The sequence below is a fragment of the Litorivita sp. NS0012-18 genome, from assembly GCF_040371945.1.
In the GTDB taxonomy this organism is placed as follows: Bacteria; Pseudomonadota; Alphaproteobacteria; order Rhodobacterales; family Rhodobacteraceae; genus Litorivita.
This window is the reverse complement of record NZ_BAABWS010000001.1, coordinates 385,987-401,918: the sequence shown is the minus strand read 5'-3', so window position 1 is coordinate 401,918 and position 15,932 is coordinate 385,987. Positions and strand designations below refer to the sequence as shown.

Below are 15,932 nucleotides of genomic sequence, written 5' to 3'. Positions count from 1 at the left end.
TTTGTCGGTATCGCGTCGGTGCGGTTTTGGCGCAAACCCGTGCCCGCAGGGGGCGGCGGTGGCATCGCGGGGGAAGCGGCGGCGAGCGGGCGGCTAGCGCGTCAGCTCGCGCATCCCGCGCTCCAGCCCTTCAAGCGTCATCGGCACCATCTGGCCTTCGAAAATCTCCGACACCATCTGGATCGAATGGGTGTAGCCCCAATATTTCTCCGGCACCGGATTGATCCACAGATTGCTTTTCCATTGCGCGCGCGTGCGTTCGAGCCAGACCTGCCCCGCTTCGGGGTTCCAATGTTCGTTCGCACCGCCCGGATAGGCGATCTCATAGGGCGACATCGAGGCGTCCCCGACAAAGATGCATTTGTAATCGGGCCCGTAGGTGCGCAGGATTTCGTCGGTCGGCACCTGTTCGGCCCAACGGCGGCTGTTGTCGCGCCACACGCCTTCATAGAGGCAGTTGTGGAAATAGAAATGTTCGAGATGTTTGAATTCGGACCGCGCGGCGGAAAACAATTCTTCGACCACTTTGATATGCGGGTCCATCGAGCCGCCGACATCCAAAAACAGCAAGACCTTGACCGCATTGCGCCGCTCGGGGCGGGTCTTGACGTCAAGATAGCCGTGTTCGGCGGTGGCGCGGATCGTGCCGTCGAGGTCAAGCTCCTCATGCGCCCCGTCGCGCGCCCATTTGCGCAGCCGTTTGAGCGCGACCTTGATGTTGCGGGTGCCCAGTTCGACCGTATCGTCGAAATTCTTGAATTCGCGCTTGTCCCAGACTTTGACCGCGCGCTGGTGGCGGCTTTCCTTTTGGCCGATGCGCACGCCTTCGGGGTTGTAGCCTTCGGCGCCAAAGGGCGAGGTGCCCGCCGTGCCGACCCATTTGTTGCCGCCCTGATGGCGGCCTTTTTGCTCTTCGAGCCGTTTTTTGAGCGTCTCCATCAGCTTTTCAAAGCCGCCCAAAGCCTCGATCTCGGCTTTTTCTTCCTCGGTCAGGTGCTTTTCGGCCATCTTGCGCAGCCAGTCTTCGGGGATGTCCACGGCTTCGAGCATCTGCTCCATGCTGATCGCCTCCAGCCCCTTGAAAGAGGTGGCAAAGGCGCGGTCGAAGCGGTCGATGTGGCGCTCGTCTTTGACCATGGCGGTGCGCGCGAGGTAGTAAAACGCCTCGGGGTCATAGGTGACAAGACCCGCGCGCATGCCTTCCAAAAAGGTCAGGTATTCGCGCAAGGAGACGGGCAATCCTGCGGAGCGCAGGTTTTCGAAGAAGGGCAAGAACATGCGCAGACGCTATCGCCGCGCGGGGGATTTGCCAAGTGGGATCAACGGGTTTTGACGTGGAACGCTACGGCGCGATCACATCAGGATGCGGTGCGTGAGGATGGTGGCAAAGAGGCCCGTCAAGGCGCCGATCAGCCCGTAAATCACCGCATATTGCAAGATATCGAGCGGTTTGCCTTTGCGTTTGCGCGCCAAAAGCCCGCCGTAAATCAACCCGATCACAAATCCTGCCAATACGATCATAATGCGCCACGCTTTCCTTTCAGCGGGCTGAGCGATCCGATTTCGCGCAGTTTTGCACGCACGGCCCAATCCGCGCCGAACCCGTAACGCGCCCAGCCCAGACTGTCCAGACGCACGGTGCGTCCTTCGGACACGCGCCCTTCAAGCTCCAGCGCCTCGGCGCGCAGCAACATCAAGGTCGACAAAAGCGCGGCGTTCTCATGGCGCGCGGCGACGTTCTGGTAAGGCCCGATCAGGCGCAGCGCGTCTTCGCCGCGGCCATGGATGAGCGCATAGGCGGCCAGTTGCGAGGCGACATAGGCGCGGTGCAAATTGGTGCCGGGGGTTTGCGCATAATAGCGTTCGGCAAGGACAAATTGCTCTTGCGCGCCATTGGGATCATTGGCGAGGGCAAGGCGGCCCATGGCGTAATGGGAAAAGGCGCGGCGGTGGTCGGTCCATCCCATCGCCTGTGCGATGCGCAGGGCCTCGGCGCCCGCGGTGCGGCGCTGGATCGGGTTGGCACCCGGGCCAAGCGCGGTCTGGATGGCGCGGATCCATTCGCGCGGGGTGCGCGAGATGGCCATGGGCGAGACATGCTCGCCCGCCGGATTGATACGGGCCAGAACCGCCGGAAGACGTGCGGCGACCTCGTTATAGGACATGCCGTTGCGCAATTCGGGGGCGTAATAGGCGCGCAGGATCATCATGTCGAAACCGGTCAGCACCGTATGCACATTGTCGTCGTTAAAGACGCTGTCGGGCAGGCGGTAAAGATCGTTGAGCGGGCCGAGCGCTTGGGCGACTTCCTCGTGCAGGCAATCGCGCACCTCTTGCGGGGCGGCGTCATTGGGCAAGAAGACCGCCAGCTTGCGCCGCTCGCTGAGCAAGGCCCAATTGGTTTTGGCGCTGCGTTTGGCGGCGCGGTATTCGCTAATGTCGGAAATATTGGGGACGACGAAACAGGCGGCCTGCGGCAAGGCGGCGCGAATGGCGCTGCGCGGCACGGCCTGAATGGTGATATTGGCCTCGCCTTGGGAAATCTGCTCGATCCGCAGCCCCGCTTCGGTGCGCAGCCGGTGCAGCAGGCGGTTGAGATCGGGCGCGAGGCTGGCGGGGGGCGTGCCGGTGACGCGCACCGAGATCGGCGCTTCAAAACGGGTCAGCGCGGGCAATTGGCGCCCCGATTCCAGTTGAAAGCTCAGCTCCAAGAAATCGCGGGCAATATCGCGGTTCGAGCGCACGGGGCGTTCGGGGCGCGGGGTGGAAAAGCTCTTCATCGGGGGCAGGGCGCTTTGCGGCGCGCTGGCCATGATGGCGCGGGTCGGCATTTCGGAGGCGCCAGGCATACAGGCGCCCAGCATCAACATGAAGGGCAGCACAAACCGGCTTGGGATATGAATTCGGCGCATTCGGCTCTCAGTAACTTTTAAACGTGCATGGGGAGCCGGACCTGCGGATGCAGGAGGTGGCCACGACAGGGCCAAGGGGGGAAACCTCGTGACACCGGAGCCTGCGGGATGCGGCCGCACCTGTAGAGACCTCGAAAGGCGTCTTGGTCGGTCGGGGTGTGTTACCTGCTTGCTCGGTCATCGCGGCGTTTCTCGCTCTTGGATGTTCGTAACCTCGCCTCTTATCTGGTCGGTTCTAGGGACGAATTAAGGCAAGAATGTGGCCGAATCGCCGGCGCGCGCCCGAATGTGGCGGCGTAAAAAATGCGCTTTAAAAACAGGAGTTTAACCTGTGTTCTGGCGGCAACATCTGGTGAAATCTTGCCTTTGATCTGCCGCGAAGAGGGGGATTTGGGGCTTGTTTGCCCATTTGCTTAACGCAAGGTAAATTTGCGGTTTTCGCGCCCTCAAAGGCGGTGATTTGCGCCGCTGTGCCGCGGCGCAAGAATCGCCCGCCGCCATGGCGCGCGCGGGCGCTAGCGGCGGCGCGGGCGGTGTTTGCTGCGGCGCGGTTTGCTGCGCAGCGGGGCCAGACGCGGGCCGATCAGATTGGCCAAGGCGCTCAAGCTGCATAGGGTTATCAAGGCCACCAAGGGAAAGAACACGGTCAGTAGGGTCAATGAAAAGGGCATTGTCGCCTCCTCGGGCTAGGCGCGCCTTCTGCGCGCAGGCCCAAGATACGCGCTCATGGTAAAGCGGGGGTTAACCGAGGTTGCAAAAGCCCTGCCTCCCCGTTCGCCTCCGTTCGCTTGCCTGTGCCGGTCAGGGGCAGATCAGGCCCAGATCAGGCCCAGATCAGGCCCAGATCAGGCGCCGACAAAAACGGCGGCCCGATTGCGCGGGCCGCCGAAGGGAAGGTCAGGGTGGGACAGGGGAGAAATCAGGCCTCGCCCGCCTAGGGCGTTATGTCAGCCCTTGCGCGCCTAAGGCGCGATATCAGGCTTTACGCGCCTTGCGCCGTCCCAAAAAGCCCAAAGCCGCGAGGCCGGAGGCGATCAACGGCAGGCCCGCAGGGACCGGCACGGAGGGCGCCATTTCATTGAGCGCCAGATCGTCGATCAGGTAGTAGCGGCCCATGCCGAGCACCAATTGGTCAATCAAACCGGCTTGACCCTCAAGGAATTGATAGCTGCCGTCGAGCACGGTGTTGACCGACCAGACCAGAGCGCCGTTGTTAAAGCCTTGCATCACGCCGAACAGATTGCCGCCCGCGGTGCCGCTTTCGGGGGCGGTGGCCCAGCGTTTGGCCCAGACGCCGTCAAAGGTGAAATCCGACGCATCCGCAGCGGCGACGGTGATGCTGCCCGTGCCGCCGTTGTTGAGCAGGGCAAAATCGCCGCTATGGGCACCGAAGTTCCAATGCGACCCTGTGCCGACGTCGATGATGCTGGCAGGGGCAGAAAAGGTGAACCCTTCGGTGGGCACGTTCAGATAGCGCCAATTGTTGTCGATGCTTACGCCTGCGACGGAGTCAAAGTCGACGACGACGGCTTGGGCGCTGCTGGCAAAGCCGACAAACGCGAGGGTGGCGAGGGTCTTCTTGATCATGAAATTCTCTTTTGTTGTGTCATTTGTGGGGGGCCGCGCGACACACAACATGCAAGGGGAAAGCCTTGCGAAAAACTTGCGGCGGATATGACCTAAGGGAATGGAGCACGGCGCGCTTGGCCGCAATCGGCGCGCTGGCGACGGATTGGAAACCGATTGTTCGCGCCGCGCGCTCAATCGCGTGCGGGCCATGCGGGTAAGGCCCGAATGCAAACCACCCCGCCGCTGGGTGCGGCGGGGTGGTGCTTTGCGGTCACAGCCTCGGCAAGGATTACAATTTGGTTAAATTCTTGCCCTATTGCCGCCGTAAAGATTTTGCGGGCGCGTTATCGCCCGCCTTGGCTGCGCGCCATAAAGGCGAGGCGTTCGAACAAATGCACGTCCTGCTCGTTCTTGAGCAAGGCCCCGTGCAATTTGGGCAAGGCATTGGCCCCGTCGCGCTTGAGGTCTTCGGCGCTCAGGTCTTCGGCCAAAAGCAGTTTGAGCCAATCGAGCACCTCGGAGGTCGAGGGTTTTTTCTTCAGCCCCGATTGCTCGCGCAGCTCGTAAAACTGCGTGAGTGCGGCGGCGAGCAGGTCGCCCTTGATGCCTGGATGGTGGACTTCGACAATCTTGCGCATGACCGAGGGTTCGGGGAAGCGGATGTAGTGAAAGAAGCAGCGGCGCAAAAACGCGTCGGGCAGTTCTTTTTCATTGTTCGAGGTGATGATCATGATCGGGCGCTGTTTGGCGCGCACGGTCTCGCCGGTCTCGTAGACGTGGAATTCCATCTTGTCGAGTTCTTGCAAAAGATCGTTGGGAAATTCGATATCGGCCTTGTCGATCTCGTCGATCAAAAGCACGACCTTCTCGTCGGCGTCAAAAGCTTCCCAAAGCTTGCCCTTCTTGATGTAGTTGGACACATCGCGCACGCGCTCCTCGCCCAGCTGGCTGTCGCGCAAACGGCTGACGGCGTCATATTCATAGAGGCCTTGCTGCGCTTTGGTGGTGGATTTGATGTTCCATTCAATCATCCGCAGGCCAAGCGCGCTGGCCACTTGGCGCGCCAGTTCTGTCTTGCCGGTGCCTGGTTCGCCCTTGACCAGCAGCGGGCGCTCGAGGGTCACCGCCGCATTGACCGCCACGGTCAGGTCCTCTGTCGCCACATAATCGGATGTGCCTTCGAATTTCATCTGCTGTTCGCTCCATGGAATAATATTCCACGGCAAGTTAGACCAAGCCTCAATTCGCTGCAACGTGATGCTTTGGGAACTGGACAATCCCTATCCCTTCGGGTAATCCCACGCGCAGGGGCGCCAACTGTCCAGATGAGGAAAATTTACGTATGACGGACACTGGCCTGAGTGAGGGGAATGATATGAAAGCAGAGACTTTTCTGCCTGACGATTACCAACCGGCTGAAGACGAGCCGTTTATGAACGAACGCCAGCTTGAGTATTTTCGCCGCAAGCTGAACGATTGGAAAAACGACATTCTGGCCGATAGTCGCGATACCATCGAAGGGTTGCAAGACGGCACGCGCAATATTCCCGATGTGGCCGACCGTGCCAGCGAAGAGACCGACCGCGCGCTGGAATTGCGCACGCGTGACCGTCAGCGCAAGCTGGTCTCGAAAATCGATGCCGCCCTGCGCCGCATCGACGAAGGCGAATACGGCTATTGCGAAGTGACGGGCGAGCAAATCTCGCTCAAGCGTCTGGATGCGCGCCCGATCGCGACCATGAGCCTTGAGGCGCAAGAGCGTCACGAGCGCCGCGAAAAGGTCCACCGCGACGATTGATCTTCGTTGCGCCGTTTGCGAGCCCGTGCGGGTCGCGCGCGGTGCATCGGTGCGGCAGGCAATACAGCAAACGTCGGGGGGCAACCTTCGGCGTTTTTTCGTCACTCAAAGCCGCATTACAGCGCGCGCGTTGCGGGTGGTGCCGGCGGAATGGCGGGAAAATCAGCGTGCAGTTTGGCGGGCAGTTGGCTGGCAGGTGCGGGGCAAATGGCGCGGAGATGTCGGGCGATTTTTCGGGTCATATTTCGGGCGGTTTCGCGTGGGGTTTGCGCGGACATTGTGAAGTCATTTGAGCAAGCGCAAATCGCCTCCCCGCAGGCCCCTATATATAAGGTGTCATCTTGGGTGCCATTTTGGGTGTCACATAAGGTGTCATAGCGGGCGCGAAAACCCGCGCCTATCCTCGCGCCGAAGCGCATCAAACAAAGCAGGGCAACCATGAGCATTTTGGGGATGGAAATCGCGGTGATCGGCGCGGGGATCGGCGGGTTGGCGGCGGCGCAGGCCTTGGCGCAGCGCGGCGCGCAGGTCACGGTCTTGGAGCAGGCCGAGGCGATCCGCGAGGTCGGTGCGGGGCTGCAGGTCTCGCCCAATGGCGCGGCGGTTCTGGAGGCCTTGGGGCTGGGCGAGGCGCTGCGCGCCGCATCGGTGCGCGCGCAGGCGGTGTCGCTGCGCGATTATCGCGGGGCCTGCGCCGAGGTGCTGCGGCTCGATCTGACGCGGCTCAAGGAGCAGAGCTATTATTTCACCCACCGCGCCGATCTGATCGACATTCTGGCCAAGGGCGCGCGCGAGTGCGGGGTGCAAATCCGGCTGCTGCAAAAGGTCGTCTCGGTTTCGGATGCGGGCTCGGATGCGGGCTCGGATAGGCGCGCGCAGGTGCATATGGCCAATGGCGACCGGATGAGCGCCGATCTGGTGATTGATGCGGGCGGGCTGCACGGGCAGGGGCGCGCGGTGCTCAACCGTGCCGCCGAGCCATTTTTCACCGGACAGGTGGCATGGCGTGCCACGGTCGAGAATAGCGATGCGGAATTGGGCGGGCCGGATTTGGGCGGGCCGGATTTGGGAGGGGGCTTTGACGTCCAATCCCCCGAAGCACGGGTCTATATGGGGCCGCAGCGCCATCTGGTGTGTTACCCTCTGCGCGGCGGGGCGCGGCTCAACATCGTCGCGGTGCAAGAGCGCAGCCTTTGGGCCGAGGAGGATTGGTCGCATCAGGACGACCCAAGCAACCTGCGCGCCGCCTTTGCCGATTTCGGCCCGCAGGTGCAACAGATCCTCGCCCGCGTGGACGAGGTGCATCTATGGGGGCTGTTTCGCCATCCGGTGGCCGAACATTGGCACGGATCGGCTTTGGCCTTGCTAGGCGATGCAGCGCATCCGACCTTGCCGTTCTTGGCGCAGGGCGCCTCGATGGCGCTGGAGGATGCGTGGGTCTTGGGCGATGCCTTGGCCCATAGCGACAGCCTCGGCGCCGGATTGGCCGCCTATCAGGCCCGCCGCCGCCCGCGCGCGCTGCGGGTGATCGAGGCGGCGTCAAAGAACGCGTGGAAATACCACCTTGGCCATGGGCCGGTCCGCTTTGGCGCGCATCTGGCCTTGCGTCTTGGCGGGGCCTTGGCTCCCGAGCGGATGATGCGCAGCTTTGACTGGCTCTATGCCCATGACGTCACCAAGACGGGCGGCGCGGCCTAGATATCCAGCTCGACCCAGACCGGCACATGGTCCGAGGGTTTTTCGCGCCCGCGGATGTCCTTGTCGATCTGGCAGTCGATCAATGTGTCGGCGCAGGCGGGGCTGAGCAGGAAATGGTCGATGCGGATGCCGTCATTGCGGTTCCACGCGCCCGCCTGATAATCCCAAAAGCTGTAATGCCCGCCGCCCGAGACCCGCGCGCGAAAGGCCTCGGTAAAGCCGAGGTTCATCAGCCGCCGGAAGGCCGCGCGGCTTTCGGGGCGCGCCAAGGCATCCTCTTGCCAGACCTCTGGGCGGGCGGCGTCTTCGTCTTGGGGGATGATGTTGTAATCGCCCGCCATCAAGAACGGCTCTTCGCCCGCCAGCAATTCGCGCGCGCGCGCCTCCAGACGCGCCATCCATGACAGCTTATAGGCGTATTTGCCGCCCGGCGTGGGCAGACCGTCTTGCAATTCGACCGGATTGCCATTGGGCAGGTAGAGCCCGCACAGGCGCAGCGCGCCCTTATCGCCGACCACCGTCGCCTCGATCCAGCGCGCCTGTTCGTCGCTGTCGTCTCCGGGCAGGCCGCGGCGCAGGTCTTCCAAGGGCAGCTTCGACAGGATCGCCACGCCGTTGAACGATTTTTGCCCGTGGGTTTCGACATTATAGCCGCGCTCTTCAAACAGCTCGCGCGGGAAATTCTCGTCCACCGATTTGATTTCTTGCAACAGCGCCACGTCGGGCTGCGCCTCGTCGAGCCAATCACATAGTGCCGGATAGCGGGCCTTGATGCCGTTGATGTTGAATGTGGCGATTTTCATGGCGCTCTCCCCGTTTTGCCCTTCGATCTATCGCAAGCGCGGCGGGCAAGGGCAAGCGCGGGGCCGATTGCGCCGTAAAAAACAGAATCAACCTATGGGTGATTCCCGCTTTTCGGGGTGAAAAAACTTTGGCGAGAGGGGTGATTCTGGATGCAACCTATAGGTGTGTGGCCGGATTCAGAGAACGTTAACCAAAAATTATGCCCACTGTTTCTATAATGGAAACAGTTCAGAATCAAAGAGTTAGTGAACTTGAAGGGGTGAGTCGCGTTTCCGAAATACACGTCAAGGTTTAATAGGGGCTTGGCGATGCAACCTTAGGGTGTAAATCTGTTGGTGTCTGCAAAACACCAAACATAACACCAGGGGATAACGACCATGCAAACTCAACTCAAAGCTAACCACACTTTCGCTCAAATCGCCAACATTGATGCACCGCGCTCTGCCAGCTCGCTGCTTGATGGCACGGGTCTGGAGATGTTCACCTGCGGCCTCGAAGCCTCCTCCAACGCCGATGCGATGATGGGCGAGGGCCTTGAGATGTTCACCTGCGGCCTTGGTCCTGTCACTGCTTCCACTGCCATGGAAGGCGATGCGACCGAAATGTTCACCTGCGGTCTTGGCCCTGTTGCCGGCTCCGAAGTCTTCAACGGCGATGCCACCGCCTTGTTCACCTGCGGCCTTGGCGCTTCGACCTCGACCATGGCGCTGAGCGGCGATGCGACCGAGATGTTTACCTGCGGTTTGGGTGCCTCTGCTGCCAATGACGCGATGAGCGGCGACAAGGTTGAAATGTTCACCTGCGGTCTCGAAGCCGAAGCCTCCGACACGATGAGCGGCGATGCGGTCGAAGCCTTCACCTGCGGCCTTGGCGCCACCACAGCCTCTGATGCGCAATCGGGCGATGCGGTCGAAGCTTTCACTTGCGGCCTTGGCGCCACCACAGCCTCTGACGCTCAATCGGGCGATGCGGTCGAAGCCTTCACCTGCGGCCTTGGCGCCACCCATGCCACAGACGCCCAATCGGGTGATGCGGTTCAGGCCTTCACCTGCGGTCTCTAAGACCACCAAGAACACCTGCATGGTGCGGGCCAGCCAAGCCCGCACCGCGCCAAGCCCCCGATCTGCCATCGGGGTTCGCAATTGAAAATATTCCGGCGCCGCCACGCGCCAACTCCTAGGGGGAAATACAATGTCCACAGTTATCCAATTCGCCGCGAAAAACCCGATCCAAAGCCAAGACGACCGTTATGGCGCGCTTGTATCGGCCTTTGCCAGCAGCCGCCGCTTTGGCGATGATGTCTTCTGGCTCAAGGAAAACGCCGAACTTCTGAGCATCCTCGAAGTGACCGGTGCCAAGCTTTCGCAAGAGACCCTCGCGCCGATGGCCGGTTTTTACGCCAATGTCGAAAAACGCCTCGGCTTCTTCCCGCAATACTACCGCTTTATCCTGTCGCTCTGCCTTGATCTCGAAGACCTCGGCATGGAAGGCAACAAGGGCGAGGCTTTGGTGAACTGGGCCGCCGACGAAGGCCTTGCGCAATCGGAGATGAGCGATCTGCAACGGATGGAAGCGCGCCGTTTGATGCTGCGCCGCGGCCGCGATCCTTTGCCCGCCGATCCGGGTCTGGAGGTGCGTATGCGCGCCTTTATCGAGCGCTCCGAAGCCTTCACCATGCCCAACAAGAAAGCCGCCTATGAGTTGACCCACACGGTGTTCTATCTCTCCGAATATGGCCGCAAGCCGCTGCAACTGGGCGAGGGCGCGTTGAAATCCTTGCGCTTTGCCGGAACGCTGGCATGGCTCGACCAGAACCTCGATTTGGTCGCCGAAGTCTGCATCGCCCTGCGCTACGCCGGTGAGCAGCCGCCCGCGATCTGGGAAAACTGGGCCGAGCGCGAAGGCCACCGTTTCACCATCGCCACCGGCGAGCAGGCCAATGTGCAAGACAATTACCACGAGTTCTTCATCTGCAACTGGCTCGCTTCGGTGTCCGGCGGGCAGGCCTTTACCAAGCGTGTCGCCGCCGAGCGCATGTCCTTCCACCGTCCCGACCGCGCCTTTGCGCCGCTGCGCGAGATGTCCGAATGCATGTTCCGTCTCGACGACCGCCGCTCGGCCGATTGGGATGCGATGCGCCCGCTGGTGACCGAAGGCATGAACGAGGAAGCCCAAGAGGTTTTGGGTCTGGCCGAGCAAAGCTGCCCCGACTTCGACGCCTTCTTTGCGGGATTTGCCCGCGTCGGCCTGAGCCACGCGGCGGTATAATCCGAAACGACTTCTCCGGCGGATCACATGGGGCTTGGCCGCCCCCCGCCGGATCCGGACCACACGGATCGGCAAATCTGTGTGCGGGCCTTTCCTCATCCCCCGAGGTTCAGGCATACGGGCAAGCTGTGCGGTGCATCAAGTATGCGCCGCACATTGCTGTTTTAAATGGGAAATTTTTCGGGGATTACATTGAGAACGAAGTGCCGCAGCCGCAAGAGCTGCTGGCATTGGGGTTCTCGATGATAAAGCGCGCGCCGATCAGCTCTTCGCTGAAATCAATCGTCGCACCGGCCAGAAACGGTAAGGAAACCGGATCGACCAGAACCTTTTGCCCCGCGCCCTCAAGGATCAGATCATCCCCCGCAGGGGCGTCGAGTTTGATCTCGTATTGAAAGCCCGAGCATCCGCCGCCCTCTACCGCGACGCGCAGGGCTTGGCCTTGATCCGCGGCCCCGATTTCGGCCAGACGGTCAAAGGCGCGTTGGGTGACTTTCGGCGGCAGGTTCATCGCAAAGGCTCCGTTTGTGCCGCGCGCGGGCGGCAGGGCCGGATTTGCACGCGAAAAGAGCCGTTTAGAGGCTGTTGTTCGCGTTTGTTCCGGTTTTTAGATGCGCGCCGCTCCTCTATAAGCGGGCGTGATAGCGTCAATATAGGACGCGCCGCCGCCGCCGACAAGATGGGCGCGCGGCCTTCGCAGGCAGGAACCCGATCTGATGTCCGACACGTCTTCGCGCTATCACCCCGCGCCGCGCGCCATTTTCGCCTCCGATCCGCAAGACACCCGCGGGCGGCTCTACGCCGAGGAGGAAAGCGCCTTTCGCTCGCCCTTCCAACGCGACCGCGACCGGATCATCCACGCCAGCGCCTTTCGCCGTCTCAAGCACAAGACCCAAGTGTTCATCGAACATGAGGGCGATTATTTTCGCACCCGCCTGACCCATTCCATCGAGGTGGCACAGGTGGCGCGCACGATTTCAGGGGCTTTGGGGCTGAACCCCGAACTGACCGAGGCCGTGGCCTTGGCGCATGATCTGGGCCACACGCCCTTCGGGCATACGGGCGAGGATGCTCTGGCCGCACTCATGGAGCCTTACGGCGGCTTTGATCACAACGCCCAAGCCATCCGCATTGTGACCTCGTTGGAGCGCCATTATGCCGAATGGGACGGGCTGAACCTGACGTGGGAGACGCTGGAGGGGATTGCCAAACACAACGGTCCGGTGACCGGCGATGTGCCTTGGGCCTTGGCCGAATACAACGCGCGCCATGATCTCGAATTGCACACCCACGCCAGCGCCGAGGCGCAGGTCGCGGCCTTGGCCGATGATGTGGCCTATAACAATCACGATCTGCACGACGGGCTGCGCGCGGAATTGTTTTCCACCGATGAACTGGCCGAATTGCCGGTTGTAAATGGATGTTTTGCCGAAGTGGATCGCATCTATCCGGGGCTGAATTATTACCGCCGCCGCCACGAGGCGCTGCGCCGGTTTTTCGGCATTCTGGTCGAGGATGTGATCGACGTCAGCCGCGCGCGTCTGGCCGAGACGGCGCCGCAATCGGCGGCGGATGTGCGCCATGCGGGGCGGATGATGGTGCAATTTTCCCCCGATCTTTGGGCACAGCTCAAGGTGATCCGGCAATTTCTCTTCGAGCGCATGTATCGCGCCCCCGATGTGGTGGTGATGCGCAAGAAGGTCACCCGCGTGGTCAACGAGCTTTTCCCGCTGTTTTTGGAGGAGCCGGAGCTTTTGCCCAAACAATGGCGCAAGGATGTGGCCGAGGCGCAGGGCGAGGTGGCTTTGGCGCGGATCGTCTCCGATTACATCGCCGGAATGACCGACCGTTTTGCCATTCAAGAGCACGAGCGGCTCTTGGGCGGGGTGCTTTAGCGGCGCATGGATGGGCGGCTTTGGCCGATATCGCGGCAAAGATGTATTAATGATGCGCGCTCTCTTGACAGCCCACCCGATTTGGGCAGGTTAATGGGAGATTAACGCTGCGGCAAGCTCTGCGGCCACAAGATTAAGATGGGTGTGTAGGGGCTTGTTTTTAGATAATAAAACAGTGGTCGTGGCGGGCGCCTCGCATCCGATCGGCTTGGCGCTGTGCCGTGCGATGGCGCAAGGCGGCGCGACGGTTGTGGCGATGGATGCCTCCGACGGGGCTTTGGTGGAACTGGCGCGGGCCTATCCGGCGCACATCGAACCCTTGGCGATCCAGCTTGGCAATCCGGCCTCGGCGCGGGCCTTTGGCGCGATCTGGGGGCGCGAGCCTTTGGCGCTCTTGCTCAATCTGGTGCCGCTCACGGTGGCAGGCACGGCATCGGGGTTATCGCCCGACACCGGATCCGGCGCCGCATCCGGCGCGGCGCAAGAGTTGCCCGATCTCACCCATGACGGCGTCGATCATGCGCCCGACCGCCATGCTGCGCGGATGGCCATGGCGGTCGGCACGGGGGTGCAATTGGTGCGCGGGCTGTGCGGCGCGTTGCATGCGGGCGGCGGCGCGGTGGTCACGGTTTTGCCCGCCCCGATGCGCCGCGGCGCGGGCGGTTTGCCGCTGCGTGCGGGGCTGATGGCCCAAGGCGCGCCAGACGCGGCCGCACAGGGCCGGATCAGCGGTTTCGACATGATCGAAGAGGTCGGATTTTTGGAGGCCCAAGCGATGGAAGGCGCGATGTTGCGCCTGAGCGAGGGCATGGCGGCGGGGCTGCGCGCGGGCGGGGTCAGCGCGGCCAGCGTGATTTTGACCGACCCTGAGCGCATCGCGCCCGAGGCGGTGCTGGATGCGGTGCTTTATCTGGCGCAAGCGCGCGGGGCCAGCGGATCGGCCTTGCGCCTCTCACCGCAGCTGCGGGCATAGCCTGCGCCGCAGCAGCGCGCGCAGAAGGGGGCGGCGAAAGGCATTGCGGAAGGCTCCGAGCAAGGCGCCGCGCCGCAAGATGCGCTGTCCGACCTCAAGCGCCGGCATTTTTAGGCCAAACCGCGGTTTGAGTGGTGCGGGTCGGGGGATTTGCGCGCCTGCTGCTGCATGCGGACATTGACGGCGCCGCTGCCCGTGCTAAACCGCTTTTTCAAGCAAAAGGACGCCGCCATGAACCTCTTTACCCAAATCCGCACTTTGGTGCTTGAGACGCTGAGCGCGATGCAATCGGACGGGCAATTGCCCGAGGGTCTCGATTTCGCCAATGTGGCGGTCGAGCCGCCGCGCGATCCGCTGCATGGGGATATGGCGACCAATGCGGCGATGGTTCTGGCTAAGCCGGCGCAGATGAAACCGCGCGACATTGCCGAGGCTCTGGCGGCGCGGCTGGGCGAGGATGCGCGCATCACCTCGGCCGAGGTCGCAGGTCCGGGGTTTTTGAACCTGCGCCTTGAGGCGGGGCAATGGCATGCGGTGATCCGCGCGGCCTTGCAAAGCGGCGCGGCCTTCGGGCGCTCGGATATGGGGCAGGGGCGGCGCGTCAATGTCGAATATGTCTCGGCCAACCCGACCGGCCCGATGCATGTGGGCCATACCCGCGGCGCGGTGTTTGGCGATGCTTTGGCGAGCCTTCTCGATTACGTCGGCTTTGACGTCACGCGCGAATATTACATCAATGACGGCGGCGCGCAGGTCGATGTTTTGGCCCGCTCGGTCTATTTGCGCTACCTCGAGGCCCATGGCAAAGACGTGGCCTTTCCCGAGGGCACATACCCCGGTGAATATCTGGTCGATGTGGGCGCGGCGCTCAAGGCGAAGGTCGGCGATGCCTATGTCGATCAGCCCGAAGAGGTCTGGCTTGCCGATGTGCGGGTGTTTTCCACCGATGCGATGATGGAATTGATCCGCGGTGATCTCAAGGCGCTCGGCGTCGAGATGGATGTCTTCTACTCGGAAAAATCGCTCTATGGCACGGGCCGGATCGAAGCGGCGCTCAAGGCGCTGGATGATAAGGGATTGATCTATCGCGGCACGCTGGAGCCGCCCAAGGGCAAATTGCCCGAAGATTGGGAGCCGCGCGAGCAAACCTTGTTCAAATCCACCGAATACGGCGATGATGTGGACCGTCCGGTGCAAAAATCCGACGGCGGATGGACCTATTTCGCCCCCGATATCGCCTATCACTTCGACAAGATCGAGCGCGGCTTTGATATGCTCATCGACGTGTTCGGCGCCGATCATGGCGGCTATGTCAAACGGATGAAAGCGGCGGTGGCGGCTTTGTCAGACAACCGCGTGCCGCTTGATGTGAAGCTGACGCAATTGGTGAAGCTGTATAAAAACGGCGAGCCGTTCAAAATGTCCAAACGGGCAGGGACCTTCGTCACCCTGCGCGATGTGGTCGATCAGGTGGGCCGCGATGTGACGCGCTTCCATATGCTCACGCGCAAGAATGACGCGCCTTTGGATTTTGATTTCGACAAGGTGATGGAGCAATCCAAGGACAACCCCGTGTTCTACGTCAACTATGCCAATGCGCGGGTGCATTCGGTGCTGCGCAAGGCCGCCGAGGCGGGGATGACATTCACCGATGCCGATCTGGCGGCGGCGGATTTGGCGGGCATCACCCATGAGGCGGAATTGAAGCTGGCCAAAACCTTGGCCGAATGGCCGCGTCTGGTTGAGATTGCGGGGCGCACCAACGAGCCGCACCGCATTGCCTTTTATCTGTATGAGCTGGCGTCCGATTTCCACGCGCTGTGGAACCGCGGCAATGACAGGCCCGATCTGCGTTTCTTGCAAGAGGGTGACGCGGGTGCCACATCGGCAAAAATCGCCCTCGCCAAGGCCACAAGCGTTGTTATTTCCGCAGGTCTTGGTATTCTGGGCGTAACTCCGGCGGAAGAGATGCGATAAAACCGCGCCTTCGCCGGTGTCGAGCAGGCATTAGATAA

General features: G+C 61.8%; 15 protein-coding genes. 7 read left to right on the top strand and 8 right to left on the bottom strand.

The window, feature by feature from the left end; all coding sequences use genetic code 11:
* Window positions 1–93: 93 nt before the first annotated feature.
* The 6 genes from ABWV64_RS01935 to ABWV64_RS01910 all read right to left on the bottom strand — a co-directional run bounded on the left by ABWV64_RS01935 (window position 94) and on the right by ABWV64_RS01910 (window position 5,671).
* Window positions 94–1,278 (bottom strand): vWA domain-containing protein, encoded by a 1,185-nt coding sequence (locus ABWV64_RS01935; RefSeq protein WP_353342588.1) that lies wholly within the window; start codon window positions 1,276–1,278, stop codon window positions 94–96.
* Window positions 1,279–1,353: 75 nt separating this feature from the next.
* The gene (locus ABWV64_RS01930) at window positions 1,354–1,521 is read right to left on the bottom strand and encodes a hypothetical protein (protein ID WP_353342587.1); all 168 of its coding nucleotides are present in this window, start codon (window positions 1,519–1,521) and stop codon (window positions 1,354–1,356) included.
* Window positions 1,518–2,912: a DUF2927 domain-containing protein gene (locus tag ABWV64_RS01925; protein ID WP_353342586.1), complete on the bottom strand. Its 1,395-nt coding sequence runs from the start codon at window positions 2,910–2,912 to the stop codon at window positions 1,518–1,520. The genes ABWV64_RS01930 and ABWV64_RS01925 overlap by 4 nt, the downstream gene beginning before the upstream one ends.
* A 515-nt stretch (window positions 2,913–3,427) precedes the next feature.
* Window positions 3,428–3,583 (bottom strand): hypothetical protein, encoded by a 156-nt coding sequence (locus tag ABWV64_RS01920; RefSeq protein ID WP_353342585.1) that lies wholly within the window; start codon window positions 3,581–3,583, stop codon window positions 3,428–3,430.
* 304 nt (window positions 3,584–3,887) lie between these two features.
* Window positions 3,888–4,499, bottom strand: coding sequence for a VPLPA-CTERM sorting domain-containing protein (locus ABWV64_RS01915; protein ID WP_353342584.1), 612 nt, complete (start codon window positions 4,497–4,499; stop codon window positions 3,888–3,890).
* 326 nt (window positions 4,500–4,825) lie between these two features.
* On the bottom strand, window positions 4,826–5,671 hold the full coding sequence (locus tag ABWV64_RS01910; RefSeq protein ID WP_353344454.1) for an AAA family ATPase: 846 nt from the start codon (window positions 5,669–5,671) through the stop codon (window positions 4,826–4,828).
* Between the two features lie 185 nt (window positions 5,672–5,856).
* Between ABWV64_RS01910 and dksA the strand changes: the two genes are divergently transcribed.
* Both dksA and ABWV64_RS01900 read left to right on the top strand, forming a co-directional pair.
* Entirely contained in the window at window positions 5,857–6,279 is a 423-nt protein-coding gene (gene dksA / locus ABWV64_RS01905; RefSeq protein ID WP_353342583.1) for an RNA polymerase-binding protein DksA, read from the top strand.
* Window positions 6,280–6,717: 438 nt separating this feature from the next.
* Entirely contained in the window at window positions 6,718–7,977 is a 1,260-nt protein-coding gene (locus ABWV64_RS01900; protein ID WP_353342582.1) for an FAD-dependent monooxygenase, read from the top strand.
* Here ABWV64_RS01900 and xth read toward each other — a convergent pair.
* Entirely contained in the window at window positions 7,974–8,780 is an 807-nt protein-coding gene (gene xth / locus ABWV64_RS01895; RefSeq protein ID WP_353342581.1) for an exodeoxyribonuclease III, read from the bottom strand. The genes ABWV64_RS01900 and xth overlap by 4 nt on opposite strands.
* A 378-nt stretch (window positions 8,781–9,158) precedes the next feature.
* Here xth and ABWV64_RS01890 point away from each other — a divergent pair, with 378 nt between their 5' ends.
* Together ABWV64_RS01890 and ABWV64_RS01885 are read left to right on the top strand one after the other, a co-directional pair.
* Window positions 9,159–9,842, top strand: coding sequence for a hypothetical protein (locus ABWV64_RS01890; RefSeq protein ID WP_353342580.1), 684 nt, complete (start codon window positions 9,159–9,161; stop codon window positions 9,840–9,842).
* Window positions 9,843–9,972: 130 nt separating this feature from the next.
* Window positions 9,973–11,049, top strand: a complete 1,077-nt coding sequence (locus tag ABWV64_RS01885) for a DUF6902 family protein (protein ID WP_353342579.1) — start codon at window positions 9,973–9,975, stop codon at window positions 11,047–11,049.
* Window positions 11,050–11,236: 187 nt separating this feature from the next.
* Here ABWV64_RS01885 and ABWV64_RS01880 read toward each other — a convergent pair whose 3' ends face one another.
* Window positions 11,237–11,560: a HesB/IscA family protein gene (locus ABWV64_RS01880; RefSeq protein ID WP_353342578.1), complete on the bottom strand. Its 324-nt coding sequence runs from the start codon at window positions 11,558–11,560 to the stop codon at window positions 11,237–11,239.
* Window positions 11,561–11,765: 205 nt separating this feature from the next.
* Here ABWV64_RS01880 and ABWV64_RS01875 point away from each other — a divergent pair, with 205 nt between their 5' ends.
* From ABWV64_RS01875 to argS, 3 genes are all read left to right on the top strand, one after another.
* The gene (locus tag ABWV64_RS01875) at window positions 11,766–12,944 is read left to right on the top strand and encodes a deoxyguanosinetriphosphate triphosphohydrolase (protein WP_353342577.1); all 1,179 of its coding nucleotides are present in this window, start codon (window positions 11,766–11,768) and stop codon (window positions 12,942–12,944) included.
* A 154-nt stretch (window positions 12,945–13,098) separates the two neighbouring features.
* The gene (locus ABWV64_RS01870; RefSeq protein WP_353342576.1) at window positions 13,099–13,917 is read left to right on the top strand and encodes an SDR family oxidoreductase; all 819 of its coding nucleotides are present in this window, start codon (window positions 13,099–13,101) and stop codon (window positions 13,915–13,917) included.
* A 231-nt stretch (window positions 13,918–14,148) separates the two neighbouring features.
* Window positions 14,149–15,894, top strand: a complete 1,746-nt coding sequence (gene argS / locus ABWV64_RS01865; protein WP_353342575.1) for an arginine--tRNA ligase — start codon at window positions 14,149–14,151, stop codon at window positions 15,892–15,894.
* Window positions 15,895–15,932: the final 38 nt, after the last annotated feature.

What these genes read in the sequence shown, in the direction of transcription:
- ABWV64_RS01935 (WP_353342588.1), bottom strand. Translation starts at nt 1,278, where the DNA reads ATGTTCTTGCCCTTCTTCGAAAACCTGCGCTCCGCAGGATTGCCCGTC.
- ABWV64_RS01930 (WP_353342587.1), bottom strand. Translation starts at nt 1,521, where the DNA reads ATGATCGTATTGGCAGGATTTGTGATCGGGTTGATTTACGGCGGGCTT.
- ABWV64_RS01925 (WP_353342586.1), bottom strand. Translation starts at nt 2,912, where the DNA reads ATGCGCCGAATTCATATCCCAAGCCGGTTTGTGCTGCCCTTCATGTTG.
- ABWV64_RS01920 (WP_353342585.1), bottom strand. Translation starts at nt 3,583, where the DNA reads ATGCCCTTTTCATTGACCCTACTGACCGTGTTCTTTCCCTTGGTGGCC.
- ABWV64_RS01915 (WP_353342584.1), bottom strand. Translation starts at nt 4,499, where the DNA reads ATGATCAAGAAGACCCTCGCCACCCTCGCGTTTGTCGGCTTTGCCAGC.
- ABWV64_RS01910 (WP_353344454.1), bottom strand. Translation starts at nt 5,671, where the DNA reads ATGAAATTCGAAGGCACATCCGATTATGTGGCGACAGAGGACCTGACC.
- dksA (WP_353342583.1), top strand. Translation starts at nt 5,857, where the DNA reads ATGAAAGCAGAGACTTTTCTGCCTGACGATTACCAACCGGCTGAAGAC.
- ABWV64_RS01900 (WP_353342582.1), top strand. Translation starts at nt 6,718, where the DNA reads ATGAGCATTTTGGGGATGGAAATCGCGGTGATCGGCGCGGGGATCGGC.
- xth (WP_353342581.1), bottom strand. Translation starts at nt 8,780, where the DNA reads ATGAAAATCGCCACATTCAACATCAACGGCATCAAGGCCCGCTATCCG.
- ABWV64_RS01890 (WP_353342580.1), top strand. Translation starts at nt 9,159, where the DNA reads ATGCAAACTCAACTCAAAGCTAACCACACTTTCGCTCAAATCGCCAAC.
- ABWV64_RS01885 (WP_353342579.1), top strand. Translation starts at nt 9,973, where the DNA reads ATGTCCACAGTTATCCAATTCGCCGCGAAAAACCCGATCCAAAGCCAA.
- ABWV64_RS01880 (WP_353342578.1), bottom strand. Translation starts at nt 11,560, where the DNA reads ATGAACCTGCCGCCGAAAGTCACCCAACGCGCCTTTGACCGTCTGGCC.
- ABWV64_RS01875 (WP_353342577.1), top strand. Translation starts at nt 11,766, where the DNA reads ATGTCCGACACGTCTTCGCGCTATCACCCCGCGCCGCGCGCCATTTTC.
- argS (WP_353342575.1), top strand. Translation starts at nt 14,149, where the DNA reads ATGAACCTCTTTACCCAAATCCGCACTTTGGTGCTTGAGACGCTGAGC.